Raw genomic sequence first — 22,296 nt, 5'->3', positions numbered from 1 at the left:
AGACACGACATGGTAAAGCAGTGGTTTAAGTCTGGTTCTCCTTGGATTTGGATGACAGGTGGTGCGGTAAGCATCAGCTTAATTTCAGTTCTCGGTTTATTAGCAATGATAGCTTGGAAGGGATTAAGCTTTTTCTGGCCATCTGAGGTAGTTCAATTTGAGCTAGAAGGGTCTATTTCAAAACAAACCATAATTGGTGAAGTTTACGACCGAGAACTTGTGCCTACAGCGCGTTTAGCTGCAACAGGTATTGATGTATCAGATTTTAATAAAGACGAAGTTGAGCGTTTACTTATAAAAACAGGTAACCGCGAATATGTAGATTTAGATTTTCGTTGGATATTAGAAACCGATATTACTGAGCAAAGTACACCGGCTACGCTTGCTGTATTTGAGCGCAGTAAAAACGGTAACTTTTATGGCTACATAGAAGGTGTAATTAAAGATGGAAAGCCGGTTACTGGCGATAAAATCGAAACCTTACATGAGTTAGTAGAGCGTGCGGTTGATTTAAACGACGAAGCGCTTGATTTACAAAATGGCGACATTGGTCATATCAACTACGAATTAGAACGTCTTCGCTTACAAGAAAAAGCGTACCTACTTGATGATGAACTAACCGATGAGCGTGTTGCTGAGCTTGCTCAAGCACGTGCCGAGTTACGTAACGAATATGCAGTACTTGAAAAAGAGTTATTTGCACTGCGTAAAAAAGCCAAGCGTGACCAAGTTTTAGTTAAGGACATGCGTGGTGAAGTAGTCACCATTCCACTGTATCAAGTGCTTGATGTTTGGTTGCCTAACGACATGGGCTTTTTCTCAAAATTAGGTCATTACTTTGTACAACTGGGTAAGTTTGTATCAGACGACCCACGTGAAGCAAACACCGAGGGCGGCGTATTCCCTGCTATATTTGGTACAGTATTTATGGTTATGCTGATGGCCGTTATTGTGACCCCATTTGGTGTTGTAGCTGCAATTTACTTACATGAATACGCAGCTAAAAATGCAGTAACTAAGATGATTCGTATTGCGGTAATTAACCTTGCCGGTGTACCGTCTATTGTTTACGGTGTATTTGGCTTAGGCTTTTTTGTTTACATGTTAGGTGGTAGCCTTGACCAACTGTTTTACCCAGAAGCTGCGCCAACGCCAGTATTTGGTACGCCGGGTGTTATGTGGTCTGCGCTTACATTAGCTATTCTTACATTACCGGTTGTTATTGTATCAACCGAGGAAGGTTTATCGCGTATTCCAAGTACAGTGCGTGATGGTTCATTAGCGCTTGGTGCAACCAAAGTTGAAACCTTGTGGCGTATTATTATTCCTATGGCAAGCCCAGCAATTATGACAGGTTTAATACTTGCTGTTGCTCGAGCGGCCGGTGAAGTTGCGCCGTTAATGCTCGTAGGTGTGGTAAAAATGGCTCCTACGTTACCACTTGATGGCAACTTCCCTTATTTTCACTTAGATAGAAAGTTCATGCACTTAGGCTTTCATATTTATGATGTGGGCTTTCAAAGCCCGAATGTTGAAGCGGCACGCCCGCTGGTATACGCAACGGCCTTCTTATTAGTGTCGGTGATTATTACCCTCAACATAACAGCGATAGGCATACGTAACCATTTACGTGAAAAATTCAGATCGCTTGAACACTAATTAGTAAAGAATTATAGGTAACAAACATGATTACAGTCGCTCCACAAGTAAACCAAGCTAACAAAAGCTTGAAGTTAGACTTAGAAAACTTAACTGATGACCAAAAAGCGTTAGAGATTAAGGACCTTGATCTTTACTATGGTGAAAAGCAAGCGCTTAGCAAAGTAAATATGAATATTCCGAAAGGCCAAGTTACGGCGTTTATCGGTCCGTCGGGGTGTGGTAAATCAACGCTATTGCGTTGTATTAACCGCATGAACGATTTAGTTGATGTGTGTCGTATTGAAGGTGAAATATTACTTCACGGCCAAAACATTTACGATAAAAGTGTAGATGTAGCCGCGCTTCGTCGTAACGTGGGTATGGTGTTTCAGCGTCCTAACCCATTTCCTAAATCAATTTATGAAAATGTGGTTTATGGCCTACGCTTACAAGGTATTAAAGAAAAGCGTAAGCTAGATGAAGTGGTAGAACAATCACTTCGCGGTGCGGCTTTATGGGATGAAGTAAAAGACAGATTACACGATAGTGCATTTGGCCTATCAGGTGGTCAGCAACAGCGTTTAGTTATTGCCCGTTCAATTGCGATTGAACCTGAAGTACTATTACTTGATGAACCAACATCGGCACTTGATCCAATTTCTACTTTGGTTATTGAAGAGCTAATTAACGATTTAAAGAACAAATTTACCGTTGTTATTGTGACACATAACATGCAACAAGCAGCGCGTGTATCTGATCAAACGGCCTTTATGTACATGGGCGAGTTGATTGAATACTCAGACACAAATACCTTATTTACAACGCCAAGCAAAAAGAAAACGGAAGACTACATTACAGGCCGTTACGGCTAGTCGTATACGTTTTAGTGTTGTAAACGAATTTAAGAGAAGGTAATTATGGAACATAATATAAATAAGCATATTTCTGGGCGCTTTAACCAAGAGCTAGAAAATGTTCGTAACCATGTACTTAACATGGGTGGCCTAGTTGAGCAGCAGCTAAGCAGTGCATTAGATGCAGTAAGTCGCAATGATGCTGAACTGGCACAAAAAGTACGCCAGAACGATTACAAAGTAAATGCAATGGAAGTTAGCATTGATGATGAATGTACGCGCATCATTGCGCGTCGTCAGCCTGCTGCGAGCGATTTACGCTTAGTAATTGCTATTGCAAAAACGATTGCCGATTTAGAACGCATTGGCGATGAAGCAGAGCGCATTGCTAAAGTGGCACTTGATTCATTTACTAAAGATCAGCAAGATTTATTAGTGAATATTGAAAACATGGGTCGCCAAGTTTTAAAAATGCTACATGATGTACTTGATGCGTTTGCGCGCATGGATGTACAACGCGCCTTTGAAGTACATAAAGAAGATGCAAAAGTTGACCGTGAATATGAAGCAATCACGCGTCAAATTATGACTTACATGATGGAAGATCCACGCTCAATTCCTAAAATTATGGATTTAGTATGGTCTGTACGTTCATTAGAGCGTATTGGCGACCGTTGCCAAAATATTGCGGAATACATTATTTATTTTGTTAACGGCAAAGATATTCGTCATACATCTCAAGAGGATATAGAAAAATCGTTGTAGGTTTTTATCTATCATTCTTTTTTATTAAAGCGGCTTAGTGCCGCTTTATGCATTGTTAGCCATGATGAAATAATAAAAAGCGTTCACAATCGCGGCTAATACTGTAAAATTCATGCTGCAAAGCATATCAATTTGATTAAAGGGTCAGTTATGCCTACAAACGCGTTTTTAGGAGTATTTGCAAAATCTCCTATCAAACCAATGGAAGAACACATCAAGAAGGTTCATCAAGCAAGTAAAGCCTTGATACCTTTTTTTAATCACGTATTTAAAGAAGAGTGGCAGCAAGCAGAAGAGCTTCGCTTAACTATTCGTAATTTAGAGCGTGAAGCTGATGATATGAAAAGAGATATACGCTTACAATTACCGCGTGGTTTATTCATGCCGGTAGAGCGTACAGATCTGCTCGAACTCGTAACTCAACAAGATAAAATAGCAAATAAGGCTAAAGACATTGCAGGGCGCGTAATTGGCCGTGAAATGACAATTCCTAGTGCTATGCAAGCAGACTTTTTAGCTTATCTAACACGCTGTGTTGATGCGACTAAACAAGCATCAAAAGCAATTAATGAGTTAGAAGAATTGTTAGAAACGGGCTTTAAAGGTCGCGAGGTGACTTTAGTAGAAAAAATGCTCGTAGAATTGGATGCCATAGAACAAGACACGGATGAAATGCAAATTAAAGTACGCCGCCAACTACGCGATGTAGAAAGCGAGCTAAACCCAATTGATGTTATGTTTTTATACAAAATAATTGAATGGGTTGGCGAACTTGCAGATATTGCAGAGCGCGTAGGATCACGTCTTGAGCTGATGCTAGCTCGTTAATTTATAAAAATCAGTTCAAACGAAAGATTAAGGTTACACAATGGATATCATTGCATCTTACGGCACGGTATTAGTTTTAATTGCCGCAGCAGTCGGCTTTTTTATGGCTTATGGTATTGGCGCGAACGACGTTGCTAATGCGATGGGTACTTCGGTAGGTTCAAAAGCGTTAACAATTAAACAAGCAATTATTATTGCTATGATTTTTGAATTTGCTGGTGCTTACTTAGCAGGTGGTGAGGTTACATCAACAATCCGTAAAGGTATTATTGATGCTGCGCCTTTTGCTGCTCTCCCTGATTTAATGGTTTTAGGTATGATCTCTGCACTTTTTGCAGCGGGTACTTGGCTATTAATTGCCTCATTTTTAGGTTGGCCTGTTTCAACAACTCACTCAATTATTGGTGCAATCATTGGTTTTGCATTAGTTGCAGTGGGTACAGAGGCTATTCAATGGAATAAAGTAGGTGGTATTGTAGGTAGCTGGATTATTACACCTGCTATTTCGGGCTTTATTGCTTACTTAATCTTTATGAGTGCGCAAAAGCTGATTTTTGATACTGATGCACCGCTTAAAAACGCAAAACGCTTTGTACCTTTGTACATGGGTTTAGCGGGCTTTATTATGGCGCTAGTAACAATTAAAAAAGGCTTAAAGCATATAGGTATTAACCTAGGCGCTACTGAAGGTTATTTAATTGCGATCGCGATTGCTGTGATTGTAGCTATTATTGGTAAAATTGCGATTTCACGTTTAAATATCGACCCTAAAGCCGATAAACAAATGCAATTTAATAACGTAGAAAAAGTATTTGCGGTATTAATGGTATTAACAGCGTGTTGTATGGCGTTTGCGCATGGCTCAAACGATGTAGCGAATGCAATTGGTCCACTTGCTGCGGTTGTGAACATTGTTGAAAGCAACGGTGAAATTGCTAAAAAAGCGGCTATTGCTTGGTGGATTTTACCACTAGGTGGTTTTGGTATTGTTGCCGGTCTTGCTATTTTAGGTAAAAAGGTAATTAAAACGATAGGTGAAGGTATTACTCACTTAACGCCTAGCCGTGGTTTTGCTGCCGAATTAGCTGCTGCGTCTACCGTTGTTATTGCATCAGGTACAGGTATGCCAATTTCTACTACACAAACCTTAGTTGGTGCGGTATTAGGTGTAGGTATGGCACGTGGTATTGCTGCACTTAACATGGGTGTTATCAGAAACATTGTAGTTTCTTGGGTAATTACATTGCCAGTTGGCGCTGCCCTTGCTATTGTTATTTTCTACGTACTAAGAACCGCGTTTGGGGTTTAACAAAAAAGTACTCAAAGACTTTTAGCTTGAAAAGATCTCAACGCCCTAGGTGTTGGGGTCTTTTTATTTGTGGAAAGAAAAAATGACCAACCTACCAAGTATTAAACAGCTACAGTATTTATTAGCTGTACATCAGCACCAGCATTTTGGCCGTGCAGCAAGTGCGTGCTTTATTGGGCAATCTACTTTAAGCAGTGCAATTCAAAACCTTGAAGAAACACTCGGTTGTCAGCTAATTGAGCGAGAAAATCGCAGCCTTATGTTTACCAGTATTGGTGAAGAGGTCGTTGAGCGCTCTCGTAAAATTATTAACGATACAATTAGTTTAAAAGAGCTAACCAAAAGCTTTTTAACGCCACTCAGTGGTAAGTTAGTGGTAGGGGTTATACCCACTATCGCCAGCTTCATAGCGGCGCCTTTGTATCACTTTTGTAAGCAAACCTTTTGTGATTTAGAGTTGGTACTCGTTGAAGATACCAGCGACAAGTTATTAGATAAGCTTGAACACGGCCATATTGATTTAGCCTTATTAGCCTTACCGTACCAAACGGAGAAGTTTCATACTCAAGTATTGGCTAAAGATCACTTTAGTTTAGTGCACCATAAAGATTACAGCCCTGCTAAAGGCGTTGAAGACTTTAACTTGCTACCCGATGCTAGTGTGTTTTTATTAGAGCGAGAGCATTGTATGACGGGGCATGCATTAAGTGCGTGTCATCTAAACCGCTCAAGCTGTATTAATCCTTTTGAAGCTGCAAGCTTACATACCTTATTAAGCATGGTAGAGCATCAGTTAGGGGTTACATTTTTACCGCAAATGGCGATTAATGCGGGTATTCTTAAAGATAAAAACATGATAGCAACCCCATCGCAAGGCGATGCCTACAGAGATATAGGCATACTGTGGCGTAAAACCACAGGAAGAATTCGCGACTTTAAGTTATTCAGCCAACAGCTAGAAGTGTTTTTGGCTCGCCAATGTAGCTTAGATTTTGAGAGTTAAGCCTATTTACCTTTAAGGTTAAAGTGCTGCAGTAATATGTTGCTTTAGGTATACAGGGTCTGTGCAGTGTGGTTATTGGCCGCTATTAAGCACTCGCGTAGCATAAACAAAACAGCAGCCTACAAGGGCTGCTGTTTGCTATGTGTTTGGCTTTCAAAGGGTTCGAGTTCGGGTAGAAAAAGCAAGTAAATCCAAACCACTACATTAAAATACGGGAGTAGGCCTAAAGTAGCAAATACGCCTACTGGGTAGCCCTTTAGCTGCGCGTACCGATAGCACTGATACGCAATTACACAATGTATTACGAGAAGTAAAATAATCAACTGCGCCATACCTTCCTCCTTAAACCTGACAAGCTTTAACCTCTATGTAATTGCTAGTCATGTATGCTTATAGGTAATGTCATTTTTTTATTGTTAAATCATCAAAATAACAAGACATTTACTAAGTGGTACGTAAAGTATAGGCAATAAGTGCAATAATGATAGTAATAAAATGCTTAAAACTGTTTAAAAATGTTTAGCTGGCGCTAGTGTGTTGTTGGATAAAAGGTTTCTTCTGGTAAATAATTTTAAGCGTCGATTGTACTTTTTCTACAGGCACAGGACGGGCAATAAAATAGCCTTGTCCGTAGTCAACACCAATCTCTTTTAGTGCAAAAAATATCTCTTCGCTTTCTACGTATTCTGCCACAGAGCGCTTATCAAGGGAGCGGCTTATATCGTTAATGGCCTTAACCAGTGCTAAGTCAATGGGGTCGTTAATCATGTCGCGTACAAACGAGCCATCTATTTTTACATGCTGTGCAGGTAACTGTTTTAAATAGTTAAATGTACTAAAGCCTGTACCAAAATCATCAATAGAAAAATGACAGCCTAAACTGTTTAGTTTTTCTATCATTTTACGGGTGGCTTTTAAATTGTTAACTGAGGCTGACTCGGTAATTTCAAAAATAATACGCGAAGGCGGTACGTGGTATTTTTCTAGGCTCGATTCTATATGTGGCACTAAGCGCTCATCTAAAAACGATTGAGCAGAAAGGTTAATAGCCACTTGGTTTAAATCTGGGTGTTCAGCCACGCTAGCAATGGCATTGCGAATAACACATTGGTCCATTAAAAAGGTGTCGTTTAGCAGCTCAAGAGAGGGAATAAATTGATTAGGGAAAATAAGTTTATCGTCTACTTTTAAACGCAGTAACGCTTCAAAATAAGCCACTTTATTGGCTTTAAAGTCCCATATTGGCTGATAGTGCAGCTCTACGTTATCTTGCTGAAGTGCTTGTCGAATCTCATGCCCCCACTCAAGCCCGGTTTGCAAGGTGTTATTTTGCGCATCTTCTTTTGAGTAGCAGTGCACTAGGTTACGGCCTAAACTTTTAGCAATATATAAGGCTATATCGGCTTGCTTGAGGCACTCACTCGGGTCGCAATTTTTAGCCGTTATTTGCGTTAAGCCAATAGAGCAGCTAATTGAATACACTTGGTCTTCAGATTTAAACTCGTGCTGTTCAATCGCGCTACAAATACTTTCTGCAATTAGGTGAGCGTCAAGCAGCTGCGTATTTTTTAAAATAACAGCAAATTCGTCACCGCCTATTCTACACACTAAATGCTTAGCGCTAATGTTTGCTTCAAATAATTGAGCTGCATCTTTTAGTACAATGTCGCCTTGTTGGTGGCCTTTGCTGTCGTTAATTATTTTAAAATGATCTAAATCGATGTAAATAAGCGCGTGCTCTACATCACCGTAGGTGTGCTTGGTTTGGCATATTTTATTGAGTTGTTGATCAAAATAATAACGATTATGTAAACCTGTTAGCGTATCGTGCAGGGCTAAGTGGCGCAGCTTTAATTCAGCTTGTTTACGCTCGTGTATGTTGTCGATTGTGGCAGTAATGGTGGCATTATTACGGCTGTTTTTTATTAGCTGTAAGCGGCATTCCACCCAAATCTGATTGCCATTTTTATGATTAAGTTGAATCTCGACTTGCTGCTGGTGCATGCCGCCATTAAGAATATCGTTAATGGTCGTATTTAGTTTTACTTGGCATTCATCAGAGCAATAATCGATTAATGATTTTTGCAAAGACGATTTAACCCCAAAGCCACTTAGTGTTTCCCAAGCAGGATTGATAAAGCGAATTTTACCTTGTTGGTCGAGCTCTAAAACCACCGTATTTAAATGCAGCAAAATACGTTGGTGCGCTGAAAACAGCTCTTTGTAGCGTACTTCGCTAATACTTAACTGTTCAACCTTTTGCGCAAACTCAGCATAACTAACCATAAAGTCTTCACGACGCGCAGCATGGTCACATACTTTATTTAAAAACGACGGGTCGTATGGCGCTCTTATAAAGTCGGTAACACCGGACAGCAGCAGCTGCTCTGCATAGTCGGCATCGTTATTATCAATAATAGTTACAATGGCTTGTTTAGGGTTATGTTGCAGTATTTCTTCGACTAAAACACTTGAAGTATCTGCGCGCGACGCGGTTGCATCAAGCAGTACAATGGCAAATTGTTGTTGGTTGTAAGCGTTTAAAGCACTTTGGCTTGAGGTCACATGGGTAATGGCAAAATTGAGCTTAAGTTGCTCTGCTATTTCATCGGCTTTTTGCGCTATTGGTTCAAGCAAGAGTAAATTAAGGCGACTGCTTTTTTCTAAATGCGTAGACAGAACATTGGCCAGCACCTGCGGCAGCATATCTTGGTGCTCAAAAGGCAGTACGGCATCTATGCCGTAACTACGAGCGGTGGTTTCTGCTATACGCTCACAGTAAATAGGCGGAATAAGTAAAATAGGGGTGTTTTTTGGGGTGTTAAGTAAGCCTGAGCGGATCATGCGAGAAAAACGCCAACCATCTATTTTCCCCACGCTTAAGCCCGTAATAATCATGTTTACTGGCTGCTTTTTTAACAGAGTGAGTGCATCTAGGCTATCTGCGGCTTCAATAAATTCAAATACGTTTAAGTACTCTAAAGTGGCGCGTATAGTGCGGCGTTCTTCGCTACTTGCGTTTAGAATGAGCAACTTCAGCTTATCTGCCACTTTTTTATAACCCCAAAACTAAACCATCATTATTAAGGACAGTAAGAATAATGATATTTACCAATAAGAACAAGATTATTTAAAGTAGTTACTCAAATGTATCTAAAATAGGGCGAATCCTCTCAACTGTGGTAGATATCTTGAGCTTAGCCGAGGATAGATATACACTTGGCGCGATTTTAATGATGTGGAATACCGACTATGCGCGTGGCTGACTTTAGCTTTGACTTACCTGATGAATTAATTGCTCGTTTTCCTAAACAAGACAGAACCAGTAGCCGTTTACTAACCCTAGATGGCCCAACTGGCAACGTTGAACACAAAGTGTTTAGCGACCTACTTGATTTAGTAAACGAAGGTGACTTATTAGTATTTAATAATACCCGCGTTATTCCTGCCCGTATGTTTGGCCAAAAAGCCTCTGGCGGTAAGGTCGAAGTACTTGTAGAGCGTGTAGTTGATGAACACCGCGTACTTGCCCATGTAAGAGCAAGTAAGTCGTTAAAGCCTGGTAACGAAGTTATTTTAGAAGGCAAAGCAAAAGCGACAATGATTGCGCGTCACGATACGTTATTTGAGCTTGAATTTGATCGCAGCCAAAATGTACTCGATATTCTAAACGACATTGGCCACATGCCTTTACCACCTTACATTGACCGCCCAGACACCGAAGCTGACCGCGAGCGTTATCAAACCGTTTATGGCGAAAAGCCCGGTGCAGTAGCAGCGCCTACAGCAGGGCTGCATTTTGACGATAAGTTAATGGCGGCACTAAAACAAAAAGGCGTAAACATGGCGTTTGTTACGCTACATGTTGGCGCAGGTACGTTTCAGCCGGTGCGTGTAGAAAGCGTAGATGAGCATGTAATGCACTCTGAATACATTGAAGTACCTGATGAGGTGGTTCACGCTGTTGCTAATACAAAAGCTAACGGTGGGCGTGTTATAGCTGTGGGAACTACTTCTGTACGCTCGTTGGAGTCGGCAGCAAAAGTACACGGCGGTAAATTAGAGAGCTATTTTGGCGATACCGATATTTTTATTTTTCCGGGTTATCAGTTTAATGTAGTTGATGCCATGGTGACTAACTTTCACTTGCCTGAATCAACCCTCATAATGCTAGTAAGTGCCTTTAGCGGCCAAGATAACATTATGGGCGCGTACAACACGGCTATAGAACAAAAGTACCGCTTTTTTAGCTACGGCGATGCGATGTTTTTAACACGTAAATAAGCACGTTTTTATCCGGTACCGTTTTTAAAAGCCCAGCTCGCACGCTGGGTTTTTATTTGCCTGCGCTAATACGCAGTGAATTTAGCGCAGCTAATAGTAATAACGGGGCAAAAAGGGTAGAATCGAGCGGTTAAATTATAGCTTGTTGGACTGTTTTTCCGACATTGAGGATGATATGAAATTTGAATTAGACCGCACCGACGGAAAAGCGCGCCGCGGCCGCTTGATTTTTGACCGTGGTGTAATAGAAACGCCTGCATTTATGCCAGTAGGTACTTACGGTACTGTTAAGGGCATGACCCCAGATGAAGTTAAAGCCACAGGGGCGCAAATTTGTTTGGGTAACACCTTTCATTTAATGCTACGCCCAGGTACTGAAATCATTAAACAACACGGTGATTTACACGACTTTATGAATTGGGACTTTCCAATTTTAACCGACTCAGGTGGTTTCCAAGTATTTAGCCTTGGTGCTATGCGTAAAATTACCGAAGAAGGCGTGTTGTTCCAATCGCCGGTAAATGGTGACCAAATTATGATGTCACCTGAAAAATCAATGGAAGTACAGCGTGATTTAGGCTCAGACATCGTAATGATTTTTGACGAATGTACGCCATACCCTGCCACCGAAAAAGAAGCAAAAGACTCAATGGAGCTATCGCTTCGTTGGGCTAAGCGCTCTAAAGAAGGCCACGGCGATAACCCATCAGCCTTATTTGGTATTATTCAAGGTGGTATGTACCCAGAGTTACGTGCACAATCACAAAAAGGCCTAGAAGAAATTGGCTTTGATGGTTACGCATTAGGCGGCCTATCGGTTGGTGAGCCTAAAAACGAAATGATGAATATTCTTGATCATTGTGCGTACAAAATGCCAGAAGACAAACCGCGCTACTTGATGGGTGTAGGTAAACCTGAAGACTTAGTTGAGTCTGTACGCCGTGGTATTGATATGTTTGACTGTGTAATGCCTACCCGTAATGCACGTAATGGTCATTTATTTATTAGCACAGGTACAATTAAAATTCGTAACGCAGTACATAAAACAGACACTGGCCCACTTGATCCTGAGTGTGATTGTCATACCTGTAAAAATTATTCGCGTGCTTATTTGCATCACCTTGATAAATGTAACGAAATTTTAGGCGCACGACTAAACACAATCCATAACTTGCGTTACTATCAGCGTGTTATGGAAGGCCTACGCAATGCAATTAGCGAAGGTAAACTAGAAGAATTTGTTAGTGATTTTTATGCTCGCCGTGGCCAAGACGTGCCAGAGCTTGCAGATATAAATTAAAATTTAAAAATATAGAGGAAGTATTATGAGTTTATTTATTTCAAACGCACACGCCGCTGCTGGTCAACCTGCTGCAAGTGGTGGCTGGGAAATGCTAATTATGTTAGCTATTTTCGGTTTAGTTTTTTACTTTTTAATTTACCGTCCACAAGCTAAGCGTGTTAAAGAGCACAAAAGCCTTATGAGCGCGATGGCTAAAGGTGATGAAGTACTTACCCAAGGCGGTTTAGTAGGTAAAATTGTTAAAATTACTGAAGATAAAGATTTCATCGTGATTTCTTTAAATGAGCAAGCTGAAGTAACAGTACAAAAATCGGCAGTATCTGCTGTATTGCCTAAAGGCACAATGAAGTCACTATAAAAATAAAAAGGACATGCCTGTGTTAAACAAGTTTCCAATTTGGAAGTATTTACTTGTTTTAGCTGTGGTAGCCATTGGCCTTTTATATGCTTCTCCAAACTTGTATGGCCGCGATCCGGCCATTCAGGTTTCGGGGGCAAAAGGCGCAGATGTCGATCTCAGTGTAGTAGACAAAGTAAACGCAACCCTCAAACAACATAATGTAACAGCTAAGTCTACCGTGCTTGAAGGCGGCCAAGTATTAGTACGTTTTAAAAATGTTGAAGAACAGCTAAAAGCGCAAGACTTACTGCGTAATTCTCTTAGCGACGATTATATCTCTGCTATTAATATGGCACCTGCGCAACCTTCATGGTTAAAATCATTGGGTGGTAACCCTATGAAGCTAGGCCTTGATTTAAGTGGTGGTGTTCACTTCACCATGGAAATCGACATGGCAACCGCGGTAGATAATCAGCTAGAGCAAATGGAACAAGATTTTCGTAGCGACCTACGCGAAGAAAAACTTCGTTACCGTAGTGTTCGCCGCGTAGCGGGCTCTGAGCGTATGCGTGTAGAAATGCGTACCGAAGAAGATAAAGAGGCGGCTGAACGCTTTTTAGCATCGCGCTACCCATTAAACGTATACATTGATGATAGCAGTAACGATCGCGCATTTTTTGCCACTATGAGTGAGCAAAAGCTTAAAGAAATACGTGACTACGCTATTAAGCAAAACGAAACCATTATTCGTAATCGTATTAACCAAATTGGTGTTGCAGAGCCTAACGTACAGCGCCAAGGTGCTGAGCGTATTATTGTGCAACTACCAGGTGTACAAGATACAGCACGCGCTAAAGAAATTTTAGGTGCAACGGCCACGCTTGAATTTCGTGAAGTAGACGAAAACGCAGACCCAAGTGCTGCTGCTCAAGGACGTATTCCTGCGGGCACAGAAATGATCATGAGCCGTGATGGCTACCCTGTGGTACTTAAAAAACGTGTCATTCTTGAAGGTAGCCATATCACTGGTGCACAATCAGGGAACGACGAATACCAGCGCCCACAAGTAAGCATTACCTTAGATAGCAAAGGCGGGGCAAAAATGAATGCCTTTACCAAGCGCGCTATTGGTAAGCGCATGGCAACGGTATTTATTGAGTACAAGCCATCGGGTAAAAAAGATGCGGACGGTAAAGCACTTCCACCTATTAAGGTAGAAGAGGTTATTAACGTTGCGACTATTCAGGCTCGTCTTGACCGTTCATTCCGTATTACAGGTATTGATAACCCAGCCGAAGCCCACAACTTAAGCTTACTATTACGCGCCGGTGCATTAGTAGCGCCAATTCAAATTGTTGAAGAGCGCACAGTAGGCCCAAGCCTAGGTCAAGAAAACATTGAAGCCGGTATGACAGCGGTAGCCCTTGGCTTTGCGTTTGTACTTGCCTTTATGCTTATTTACTACAAAGGGTTTGGTTTAGTTGCCAACATTGCACTAGCAGCTAACTTAGTGCTTATTGTAGGTGTAATGTCGTTAATTCCAGGAGCCACATTAACGCTGCCAGGTATTGCCGGTATTGTATTAACAGTGGGTATGGCGGNGGCCGCAGCCCTCAACAAGCCGTTCATTTTGGTTACGATAGCGCCTTTAGTACTATTTTTGATGCCAATATTACTACTTTAATTGCTGCGGTTATTTTATTTGCAGTGGGCACTGGCCCTATTGCAGGTTTTGCCGTAACGCTGGCAATTGGTATTTTAACTTCAATGTTTACAGCCATAGTTGGTACCCGTGCGGTAATTAACTTATTTATTGGTGGTAAGCGCATTGATAAACTTTCAATTTAAGGAGCGGACATGCAAATTTTAAGTTTGGGTGGTAAAACCCTACGTTTCATGTCACTTCGTAAAGTGGCTATGGGTTTTTCTACGCTATTAATTTTAGCGTCGTTTGCCTCAATTTTTATCAAAGGTTTAAACTTTGGTTTAGATTTTACTGGCGGTACCGCTGTAGAGGTTGGTTTTTCGCAACCTGCAGATTTGAAAAAAGTACGCTCAGTATTAGCTGAAAACGGGTTTGCCGATGCCTCAGTGCAGCTGTTTGGTTCTAGCCAAGATATTTTGGTTCGTTTAGCGCCGCGTGGCAGTGAAGTAAAAGCCGAAGTTATTGGTAACCAAGTTATTACTGCCTTAAAGCAAGCTGATGAGAGCGTAGTAATGCGCCGCATTGAGTTTGTAGGCCCAAGCGTAGGGGAAGACTTAAAAGAGCAGGGTGGCCTTGCCATGTTAACTGCGCTTATTTGTATTTTGATTTACGTGGCATTTCGCTTTGAGTGGCGTTTTGCTGTGGGCGCGGTAGGTGCACTATTACACGATGTAATTATTACAGTTGGTTTGTTTTCTGTATTAGGGTTAGAGTTTGACTTAACTATTTTAGCGGCAATATTGGCGGTAATTGGTTACTCACTTAACGATACTATTGTTGTATCTGACCGTATTCGTGAAAACTTCCGTAAAGTACGCATCGACGACACTATCGAAATTATCGACATGTCGTTAACGCAAACACTTAACCGTACACTTGTAACGTCAATCACCACTATTTTGGTATTGATTGCGCTATTTGTGTGGGGCGGACAAACCATTCATGGCTTTGCTACAGCCCTGTTATTTGGTGTGTTCATTGGTACTTATTCTTCAGTTTATGTTGCAAGCTCGGTAGCTATTACCATGGGCGTAAGTAAAGAAGATTTAATACCAGAGGTAATTGAAAAAGAAGGCGCAGACCTAGACGCATTGCCGTAATAGAGTTAACGCTAAATAAAACCGCTCAATTGAGCGGTTTTTTATTGCGCGCGGTTTATAGAGCTTGGTTGCTTTAAGATTAAACGTACACGCCTTTTAGGCTGAACTTAAAGCCTTGAGCCGGTTATATAATTAAGCCATTACAATAACGTATGAATAGTAAACAGTATATTAGGCTATAAACTTAGCGCTTAGATTGTACCGCCCCTAAATTGTGTAAATTTAATCCGGAATGGTCAATAGCCGCTAATGCCATAAAATTGTCATACAGGCTTGCTACTTTAATGCCCCTATTAAACGACAATCAGGTTTTGCAGTGACGATGCAGCGCAAAGTACTAGAGTACATTTTAAGTAACGGTGAAATAACCACGTTATTTCAGCCTATTTTTGATATAGCTAATCAAACAATTATAGGTTACGAAGCGCTAAGTCGAGGGCCTAAAAACAGCCCTCTGGAAATGCCTAACCGACTGTTTGAAGCGGCCAGTGAGCACGCTTTAATTTCAGAGCTTGAGCTATTATGCCGCTCAAAAGCAATTGAAAACTTTGTAAAGCTTAATCTAAACGGTAAGTTATTTTTAAATGTAAGCCCTAAAACCTTGCTTGACCCTTGCCACCCAAAAGGTGAAACCTTGCACTTAATAGAGCAGTTTGGTTTAGCAGCAAACCGAGTGGTAATTGAGGTAACAGAGCAAGAAAAGGTCGACGATGGTTTTTTATTATTAAAAACAATTGCACACTACCGCGAGCTGGGTTTTACCATTGCCATTGATGATTTAGGTGCTGGTTACTCGGGTTTAAAACAGTGGTCTGAACTATGCCCCGATTTTGTAAAAATCGACCGTTACTTTATTGATCATTGCGATGAAAGCGAAGTTAAAAAAGAGTTTTTAAAATCGATTACGGTACTCGCAAAAGCAACAAACACCGCCGTAATAGCCGAAGGCATAGAAAGAGTGGAAGAGCTTGCCTATGTTGAAAGCTTAGGGATAGCAAACGTACAAGGTTTTTTACTGGAAAAACCAAACTCAAACCCAAGCCTTGATTACAGCTCAGAGCAATTACAAGCATTGAACTTTAAACAGCCAAGCAATACGTTTGATCAATCAATGGCGATTGGCTGGCTTGCTGTTACACAAGAAGCAATAGACAGCGAAACCCGTTGCAAAGACGCCCACAAGCTATTCGAAAAAGACAAAGCCGTGATGAGCCTAGCGGTTTTAAATAAAGCCGGCCAACCGGTTGGGTTACTACATAAAGATCAGCTCACAGAGGTGTTTGCAGCGCCCTATGGCCATGCACTTTACGACAAGTGCCCCGTAACTGACTTTATGGATAAACAACCTTTAGTGGTGGATGAAAACCAACTTCTTGATACCGTGAGTCAGCAAATTACAGAGCAAGACTTTGATATTCGCCGCCATATTGTGATCACCCGTAATGAACGTTACTTAGGGCTTGCCCCTTTACGTGATATTTTAAAGCACATAACAGAAGAAAAAATTCGTCACGCCCAGCATGCTAATCCACTCACTATGCTCCCTGGTAATGTAGCGATTAATGAGGCAATAGAGCAAAGGTTACGCTCACAAAGTGCGTTTTCGCTTGCCTATATAGATCTTAATCACTTTAAGCAGTTCAATGATTTATACGGCTATGCCAGTGGCGATAGTGTGATTAAATTATTGGCAGATGTAACCGTGCAAGCATGCGAAAACAGTGCTAACTTTGTAGGACATATAGGTGGTGATGACTTTATGGTTGTGTTTGACCAATCAGATGCTGTGTATATTTGTAATACCATAATTGAGCAGTTTGAACTGCAATCACGCACTTTTTTTACGCCTGAGCACATTAAGAGCAAAGGTTACTGGGCTACAAATCGTGAGGGAGAAAAGCAATTTGTACCTTTACTTACGTTATCAATTGGCCTTGTGGAGCCCGACTTACAAGAATGTAAAAACAGCCATCAAGTTGCAGCACTTGCAACAGATGCTAAAAAAGAGGCTAAGCGGTATCGCCATAGTTATTTGTTTATTTGTAAGCGCAGAAAGCCTGCGCCTGCCGTAGTGCGCTTAGCACCAGAGAATAAACAGGTGGTATAAAAAATAGGTAATTATTATGTTGCCATTAAAAGTAGTTGTTGGTGGGTTTGCTTTATTTGCGGTTAGTTTTTTTGTGCAAGGGGTAGAGATTGTTAATGTTGCTCAAAAGCAAAGTGTGCAAAATGCCCGTGAAGAATACCTAAGTGAGCTATTAACACGAGCCCTAGAGCGGGCTAATTACCCTGTAGACATAAAAATGCAGCCAGTGAGCTTACAGCAACAGCGTGACCTGATTGAGCTAGATAAAACAGAGTTAGATGTTTATTGGAGCATGAGCAGCCCAGAACGAGAGGCACGGGCAATAGCCGTTAAAGTCCCGCTGTTTAAAGGCTTTATAGGCAAGCGCGTTTTATTAACCAGTAAAAAAAATGTCGAAAAATTTAAAGGCATTACCACTTTGGCGCAATTAAGTGAGCTCTCGGCAGTGCAAGGGCATGATTGGCCAGATACAAAAATAATGGCCTATAACGGCTTACATGTAAGGCCGCTGAGTAACTATCAAGCTATGTTTACGCTTACTAGCCGTGGCAGAATTGATTACTTTCCTCGCTCATTTATCGAAGTTAATTCTGAGCTTGTTGCCAATGCGCAGAGTAACTTAGTTATTGTGCCTAATTTATTTATTAGTTATCCCACCGGTATTTATTATTTTGTTGTAAGTAGTAAGCCAGCTTTAGCGCAAGCCATAGAGCTTGGGTTGCAAAACATGCAAAACAGCGGAGAGTTTGATGCGTTATTTGATGAGTATTTTGCAAAAGACATAAACTCTCTCCCTTTTACAAAAGGTTATACCACGGAGCTAAAGCTCGATAACCCTTACTTTTAAAACAAAAAAGGAGCCATAGGCTCCTTTTTTATAATAGGGTTACATGCACTTTATTAGCGAAGTAACGCTTCAGGTAATACTGGGCGAATTTCACGGATAATTGCTTGCGTAAGCTTAGGTGCACCACAAATAATGTTACCGCTATTGTTGTAGTTAACGCCACCTGCAAAATCAACAACCATGCCGCCAGCTTCTTTTACAAGTAACTCGCCTGCTGCTGTGTCCCACGGTTTTAAACCAATTTCAAAAAAGCCATCAACACGGCCCGCAGCTACATACGCCATATCTAGCGCTGCAGAACCTGCACGACGAATATCAGCAGTTTGTGTAAACAATGCTTTAAACGCGTCTGTGTATGCATCTAAGTGGTGTTTTTGTTTGAAAGGGAAACCTGTTGCTAAGATTGAACCAGCTAATTCTACGGTTTTAGTAACGCGTAAACGCTTGCTGTTTAGCTGTGCGCCTTGACCACGAGATGCAGTGAAAAGCTCGCCACGAATTGGATCGTAAATTACAGCTTGGTCTAAACGACCTTTTACTTTAAGTGCGATAGAAACCGCGAAATGAGGGATACCCTTGATGAAGTTAGTTGTGCCATCAAGCGGGTCAACAATCCATTGGTAATCTGCATCTTTGCCTTTGTGCTCACCTAGTTCTTCACCAACAATGCAGTGATCAGGGTAAGATTTTAAAATTGTATCACGAATTACGGCTTCGGCTTCTTTATCAATGTTAGTCACTAAGTCGTTAGTGCCTTTTTGTTGAATCTCAACTTTTGATAAATCTTCACTTGCGCGAAGTAAAATTTTGCCTGCGTTGCGCGCAGCGCGAACCGCAATGTTTAACATTGGATGCATGGTATTACCTTTGGGTTGTAAAAGAACGTTTATATATTTAAGCCGGCGTATTTTAGCGACTTTTGCCATAAAGTAAACAATAAACCCTAAATACTTTTGTGCGTTTTTTGTACGGCCTTGAAATGCATGTAAATTTATTCGTATCTAAGACGTGTTGGCGTGTATGGATTGAAATTTGTTCAACCAAAGGGCGACTTAATCACAGCGCGAAGTGCGAAGCCTTGGGGGCTCAATAACTTCCATGAAGCAAAGCTTCCGCGTCCTGCTCACGCCCCTTACCTACATCCATGTAGGCAAAGCTTCCGCGTCCTGCTCACGCCCCTTACCTACATCCATGTAGGTAAAGCTTCGCGTCCTGCTAGCCAACGTATTGTTGTAAAAATTAATCTTAAAAGGGCAGTACTCGCCAATATTATTAAAAACTAAAAAAAGTGCTTTACCTAAAGTTAGCTTGAGGTTTTATCTTGTGTTTAAGCAATCAACTAGGGTAAATAATAATGAAATTAGAACACGTACATTTAGTAGTAAACGATATAAATGCCATGCTTAAATTTTACCAAGCAGCCTTTCCTTATTGGTCTATTAGAAGTGAAGGGCATAACACCTGGTATGGCAAACCTAAGCGCTGGGTACATTTTGGCGACGATAATCACTACATTGCTATAAGCGATAATGGCGAGCATAAAAACAGAGATTTGGCAGGGCATCAAGTCGGGCTGGCTCACTTTGCCTACGTTACAAACAACCTAGACGCTGTTATACAGCGCTTAAAACACGCCGGATTTAGCATTGATAAAGAGGGTGCAGAAAACCCATTTAGAAAAAACGTATATTACTTAGACCCAGCCGGGTTCGAGGTTGAGTTTGTGCAGTATATGAGTGACATTCCAAGCGAGCGTAATAACGACTTATAAAATAGGCAGTAACTAACGGTGTAGAAAAGCGCATAATATGGCTTTTCTACCCATTGTGTTTTTACCCGTATTATTTATTACTCACCCCAAGCTGGGCCTTTAAATCATTAGCAAAACTCACAAACTTTTCTTTAATGGTGCGTTTAACTTTTACCTCCACCGAACCTAAAACTGTTTTACCTTCGAGGTTAATTGTGGGGCCTTGGCGCTTATTAAGCGACACCGTTTTGTTTTCAAAACTACCTAATATACAAAACATTTTAGAAACTACATTGACGTGCTCTGGTACGTAAATTTCTTCGCTGCCAAAAATACAATTTACATGCACGGTAACATGTTGGTGAGCAAAAATAGCATCAGTAAAATCTAAAACAATCGACCCCATATAGTTTTGAATGTAAATATCTTTAGGCACCACCCATTGGCCGCTACGCTCGCTTGAGCCTAAAATGCTTCGCAGTGTTAAGTTTTCTTCATCCGCTTGTTGGGCGCTGTAGTTAGGGGCAAATTGCATTTGCTTTTGAGCACTGTACTGGGTATCCGTAGTAAGGGTTAAATCCTCTACTAAATTAAGTAATACGGTATTTTCGGTTGCTTCCATTGCACTGTCTAAGCGCCTTTCAAAGGCTTCAGCTGAAATAACGCCATGGCTGTAGTTATAAATAAGTTGGTCTATCACTTGTTCGCGAACTTGCTCTATTGGGCGGTCTTCAATTTTTACAGACATGGGAATAATCCTTTTTATATGAGTTACCACTTTACATAGCAAGTGCTGTACCAAAATTTAACTATCTATATATCAATGGCTTATTATTTTAATAACTCCGCTTAATTTATTATATTAACGATAGATTAACCAAAACAGCAATATAATCGTTATTTTCACCACTTAAGAAAGTTTTACCTAATAGCCTGTAAATGTTTACTCGGAGGTGTTTTTATTTATACCTAATAAAATAGCTAACTCCATGAATTTAAAGTGTTAATAAAGTTGGCCTAAAGCTCGCATACATAAAAGTGTCTTTAATCAAAAGGAGAAAGATTATGAAAACATTCAACAAATCTATGATTGCGGCTTTAGTTCTAGGTACTACAGCTATGGGTGCTCAAGCGGGCACTTGGGAAAATGAAAGTAAAGATGCTTGGATTGATGGTAAGGCAGAAACAGTGCTTCTTATGAACACTAATCTAAACAACTTTGACATTAACACTGATGTAAAAAATGGCAAGGTAGTACTTACAGGTAAAGTAAACAGCGACCTTGATAAAGAGCTAGCTGAAGAACTTGTAATTAGCCTAGATGGCGTATCTGATGTAGAAAACAACCTAACTGTTGTGAAAAACATGGATATGGACGACAAAGATCGTGACACTATGGATGATGACGATAACGACTTAACTGACGCTAAAATCACCACAGTAATTACTACACGTTTCTTATTTGACTCAGAAGTTGACGGTACAGATATCGATGTTGATACCGACAACGGTATAGTAAAACTTAAAGGTTCTGTTGAAACAGAAGCTGAAAAGCAGTTAGCAGTAAAAATTGCTAAAAATGCTGAAGATGTACGTGACGTAGTAGATGAACTAACTATTGTTGCTGAATAATACACTATACTAAAAAGCCCAGCTTAGCTGGGCTTTTTGCTTGTCATTTTAAAGGAGCTACATCATGGATATCATTCGTATAATACTGTCGATTTTATTACCGCCACTGGGTGTATTTTTACAAGTTGGTTTAGGTATGCACTTTTGGCTAAATATTTTACTAACTTTACTAGGTTACTTCCCTGGTTTAATTCACGCTATCTACATTATTGCTAAAAAATAATGTGTGGTGTGTTCAATGTGAGCCGGCCACTTTTTTATAATTATTAAAATTGTAAAAAAGCGGCTTACATACTTCTGCGTTTATTTTTCTGTTATTTCCTGCCTATTCGCATGCAAAAAGATTACTATTTAAGCAGTCAGCTTACTGATTGTTAAAATAAAGGTTTTTGCTAGTGACAAGCCTTAAAAAACTTTTTATACTGCAACCCGCTTTAGTCGCTCAGTGGCTAAACGCTTCAAAAATTAACTACCTCGTAGTTATACAAAGTTGGCCCCTTAGCTCAGTTGGTTAGAGCACACGACTCATAATCGTTAGGTCCCCAGTTCGAGTCTGGGAGGGGCCACCACTTTTCAAAGCTTTCCAAGTAAATACCTACTAACCGAATTTATCCTGTGCTACCTCTGTGCTACTTTTCAATATAGCAGATGGATTGTTTATCTTGAATCTTAAGTTTTATTTCATATTGATAATTTTTATATAAGATGTGTTATAAGTTTTAAGCTAGAAATGAACAATTAATTTTTAAATGGATGGACAGGTATGGATACTACTTTAATCAAAGACATATTAATGTTTACAGTTGCGTTGTATGGAGCAACCCTTGCAACTTTTACTTACAGGCGGGG

19 protein-coding genes, 1 tRNA gene and 1 pseudogene are annotated in these 22,296 nt (G+C 40.6%); 17 read left to right on the top strand and 4 right to left on the bottom strand.

Annotated features, from left to right (window positions below; genetic code table 11):
* Nucleotides 1-9: 9 nt before the first annotated feature.
* The 6 genes from pstA to L650_RS0107960 all read left to right on the top strand — a co-directional run bounded on the left by pstA (nucleotide 10) and on the right by L650_RS0107960 (nucleotide 6,400).
* Nucleotides 10-1,659: a phosphate ABC transporter permease PstA gene (gene pstA, locus L650_RS0107985; protein ID WP_004587623.1), complete on the top strand. Its 1,650-nt coding sequence runs from the start codon at nucleotides 10-12 to the stop codon at nucleotides 1,657-1,659.
* 26 nt (nucleotides 1,660-1,685) lie between these two features.
* A complete protein-coding gene (gene pstB / locus L650_RS0107980) occupies nucleotides 1,686-2,513 on the top strand; it encodes a phosphate ABC transporter ATP-binding protein PstB (protein WP_004587622.1) in 828 nt (275 codons plus the stop codon).
* Nucleotides 2,514-2,558: 45 nt separating this feature from the next.
* Entirely contained in the window at nucleotides 2,559-3,260 is a 702-nt protein-coding gene (gene phoU, locus L650_RS0107975; protein WP_004587621.1) for a phosphate signaling complex protein PhoU, read from the top strand.
* Between the two features lie 150 nt (nucleotides 3,261-3,410).
* A complete protein-coding gene (locus L650_RS0107970) occupies nucleotides 3,411-4,088 on the top strand; it encodes a TIGR00153 family protein (RefSeq protein ID WP_004587620.1) in 678 nt (225 codons plus the stop codon).
* Between the two features lie 40 nt (nucleotides 4,089-4,128).
* Nucleotides 4,129-5,397 carry an inorganic phosphate transporter gene (locus L650_RS0107965; protein ID WP_024031439.1) on the top strand — a complete coding sequence of 423 codons (1,269 nt, stop codon included), beginning with the start codon at nucleotides 4,129-4,131 and terminating at the stop codon, nucleotides 5,395-5,397.
* An 82-nt stretch (nucleotides 5,398-5,479) separates the two neighbouring features.
* Entirely contained in the window at nucleotides 5,480-6,400 is a 921-nt protein-coding gene (locus L650_RS0107960) for a hydrogen peroxide-inducible genes activator (RefSeq protein ID WP_004587618.1), read from the top strand.
* A gap of 119 nt (nucleotides 6,401-6,519) precedes the next feature.
* Here L650_RS0107960 and L650_RS0107955 read toward each other — a convergent pair whose 3' ends face one another.
* Together L650_RS0107955 and L650_RS0107950 are read right to left on the bottom strand one after the other, a co-directional pair.
* Nucleotides 6,520-6,732, bottom strand: coding sequence for a hypothetical protein (locus L650_RS0107955; protein ID WP_024031438.1), 213 nt, complete (start codon nucleotides 6,730-6,732; stop codon nucleotides 6,520-6,522).
* 187 nt (nucleotides 6,733-6,919) lie between these two features.
* On the bottom strand, nucleotides 6,920-9,451 hold the full coding sequence (locus L650_RS0107950) for an EAL domain-containing protein (RefSeq protein WP_029772782.1): 2,532 nt from the start codon (nucleotides 9,449-9,451) through the stop codon (nucleotides 6,920-6,922).
* 201 nt (nucleotides 9,452-9,652) lie between these two features.
* Here L650_RS0107950 and queA point away from each other — a divergent pair, with 201 nt between their 5' ends.
* The 7 genes and pseudogenes from queA (at nucleotide 9,653) to L650_RS0107915 (ending at nucleotide 18,065) form a co-directional block, all read left to right on the top strand.
* Entirely contained in the window at nucleotides 9,653-10,684 is a 1,032-nt protein-coding gene (gene queA, locus L650_RS0107945) for a tRNA preQ1(34) S-adenosylmethionine ribosyltransferase-isomerase QueA (protein WP_004587615.1), read from the top strand.
* Between the two features lie 175 nt (nucleotides 10,685-10,859).
* Nucleotides 10,860-11,984: a tRNA guanosine(34) transglycosylase Tgt gene (tgt, locus tag L650_RS0107940; RefSeq protein WP_029772781.1), complete on the top strand. Its 1,125-nt coding sequence runs from the start codon at nucleotides 10,860-10,862 to the stop codon at nucleotides 11,982-11,984.
* 25 nt (nucleotides 11,985-12,009) lie between these two features.
* On the top strand, nucleotides 12,010-12,345 hold the full coding sequence (gene yajC / locus L650_RS0107935; protein WP_004587613.1) for a preprotein translocase subunit YajC: 336 nt from the start codon (nucleotides 12,010-12,012) through the stop codon (nucleotides 12,343-12,345).
* 19 nt (nucleotides 12,346-12,364) lie between these two features.
* Nucleotides 12,365-14,175 (top strand): annotated as a pseudogene (gene secD / locus L650_RS0107930) (protein translocase subunit SecD).
* A gap of 9 nt (nucleotides 14,176-14,184) precedes the next feature.
* Nucleotides 14,185-15,132: a protein translocase subunit SecF gene (secF, locus tag L650_RS0107925; protein ID WP_004587611.1), complete on the top strand. Its 948-nt coding sequence runs from the start codon at nucleotides 14,185-14,187 to the stop codon at nucleotides 15,130-15,132.
* A 316-nt stretch (nucleotides 15,133-15,448) separates the two neighbouring features.
* Nucleotides 15,449-17,239, top strand: a complete 1,791-nt coding sequence (locus tag L650_RS0107920; protein ID WP_029772780.1) for a bifunctional diguanylate cyclase/phosphodiesterase — start codon at nucleotides 15,449-15,451, stop codon at nucleotides 17,237-17,239.
* A 16-nt stretch (nucleotides 17,240-17,255) separates the two neighbouring features.
* Complete coding sequence (locus L650_RS0107915) at nucleotides 17,256-18,065, top strand: substrate-binding periplasmic protein (RefSeq protein ID WP_004587609.1); 810 nt, start codon at nucleotides 17,256-17,258, stop codon at nucleotides 18,063-18,065.
* Nucleotides 18,066-18,118: 53 nt separating this feature from the next.
* Here L650_RS0107915 and suhB read toward each other — a convergent pair whose 3' ends face one another.
* On the bottom strand, nucleotides 18,119-18,922 hold the full coding sequence (gene suhB / locus L650_RS0107910) for an inositol-1-monophosphatase (protein WP_004587608.1): 804 nt from the start codon (nucleotides 18,920-18,922) through the stop codon (nucleotides 18,119-18,121).
* A gap of 497 nt (nucleotides 18,923-19,419) precedes the next feature.
* Between suhB and L650_RS0107905 the strand changes: the two genes are divergently transcribed.
* A complete protein-coding gene (locus L650_RS0107905; protein ID WP_004587607.1) occupies nucleotides 19,420-19,836 on the top strand; it encodes a VOC family protein in 417 nt (138 codons plus the stop codon).
* A gap of 70 nt (nucleotides 19,837-19,906) precedes the next feature.
* On the opposite strand, the gene L650_RS0107900 is transcribed toward L650_RS0107905, so the two are convergent.
* On the bottom strand, nucleotides 19,907-20,563 hold the full coding sequence (locus L650_RS0107900; RefSeq protein WP_029772779.1) for a LiaF domain-containing protein: 657 nt from the start codon (nucleotides 20,561-20,563) through the stop codon (nucleotides 19,907-19,909).
* A 317-nt stretch (nucleotides 20,564-20,880) separates the two neighbouring features.
* Between L650_RS0107900 and L650_RS0107895 the strand changes: the two genes are divergently transcribed.
* The 3 genes from L650_RS0107895 (at nucleotide 20,881) to L650_RS0107880 (ending at nucleotide 22,016) form a co-directional block, all read left to right on the top strand.
* On the top strand, nucleotides 20,881-21,447 hold the full coding sequence (locus L650_RS0107895; protein ID WP_004587605.1) for a BON domain-containing protein: 567 nt from the start codon (nucleotides 20,881-20,883) through the stop codon (nucleotides 21,445-21,447).
* Between the two features lie 64 nt (nucleotides 21,448-21,511).
* Nucleotides 21,512-21,670: a YqaE/Pmp3 family membrane protein gene (locus L650_RS23645; protein WP_004587604.1), complete on the top strand. Its 159-nt coding sequence runs from the start codon at nucleotides 21,512-21,514 to the stop codon at nucleotides 21,668-21,670.
* Between the two features lie 269 nt (nucleotides 21,671-21,939).
* A tRNA-Ile gene (locus L650_RS0107880) sits at nucleotides 21,940-22,016 on the top strand.
* The last annotated feature ends 280 nt before the right edge of the window (nucleotides 22,017-22,296 follow it).

Origin of the sequence: Pseudoalteromonas sp. TB51 (assembly GCF_000498055.1) — a bacterium.
Lineage (GTDB): Bacteria > Pseudomonadota > Gammaproteobacteria > Enterobacterales > Alteromonadaceae > Pseudoalteromonas > Pseudoalteromonas atlantica.
This window is presented reverse-complemented; position numbering and strand designations above follow the sequence as displayed.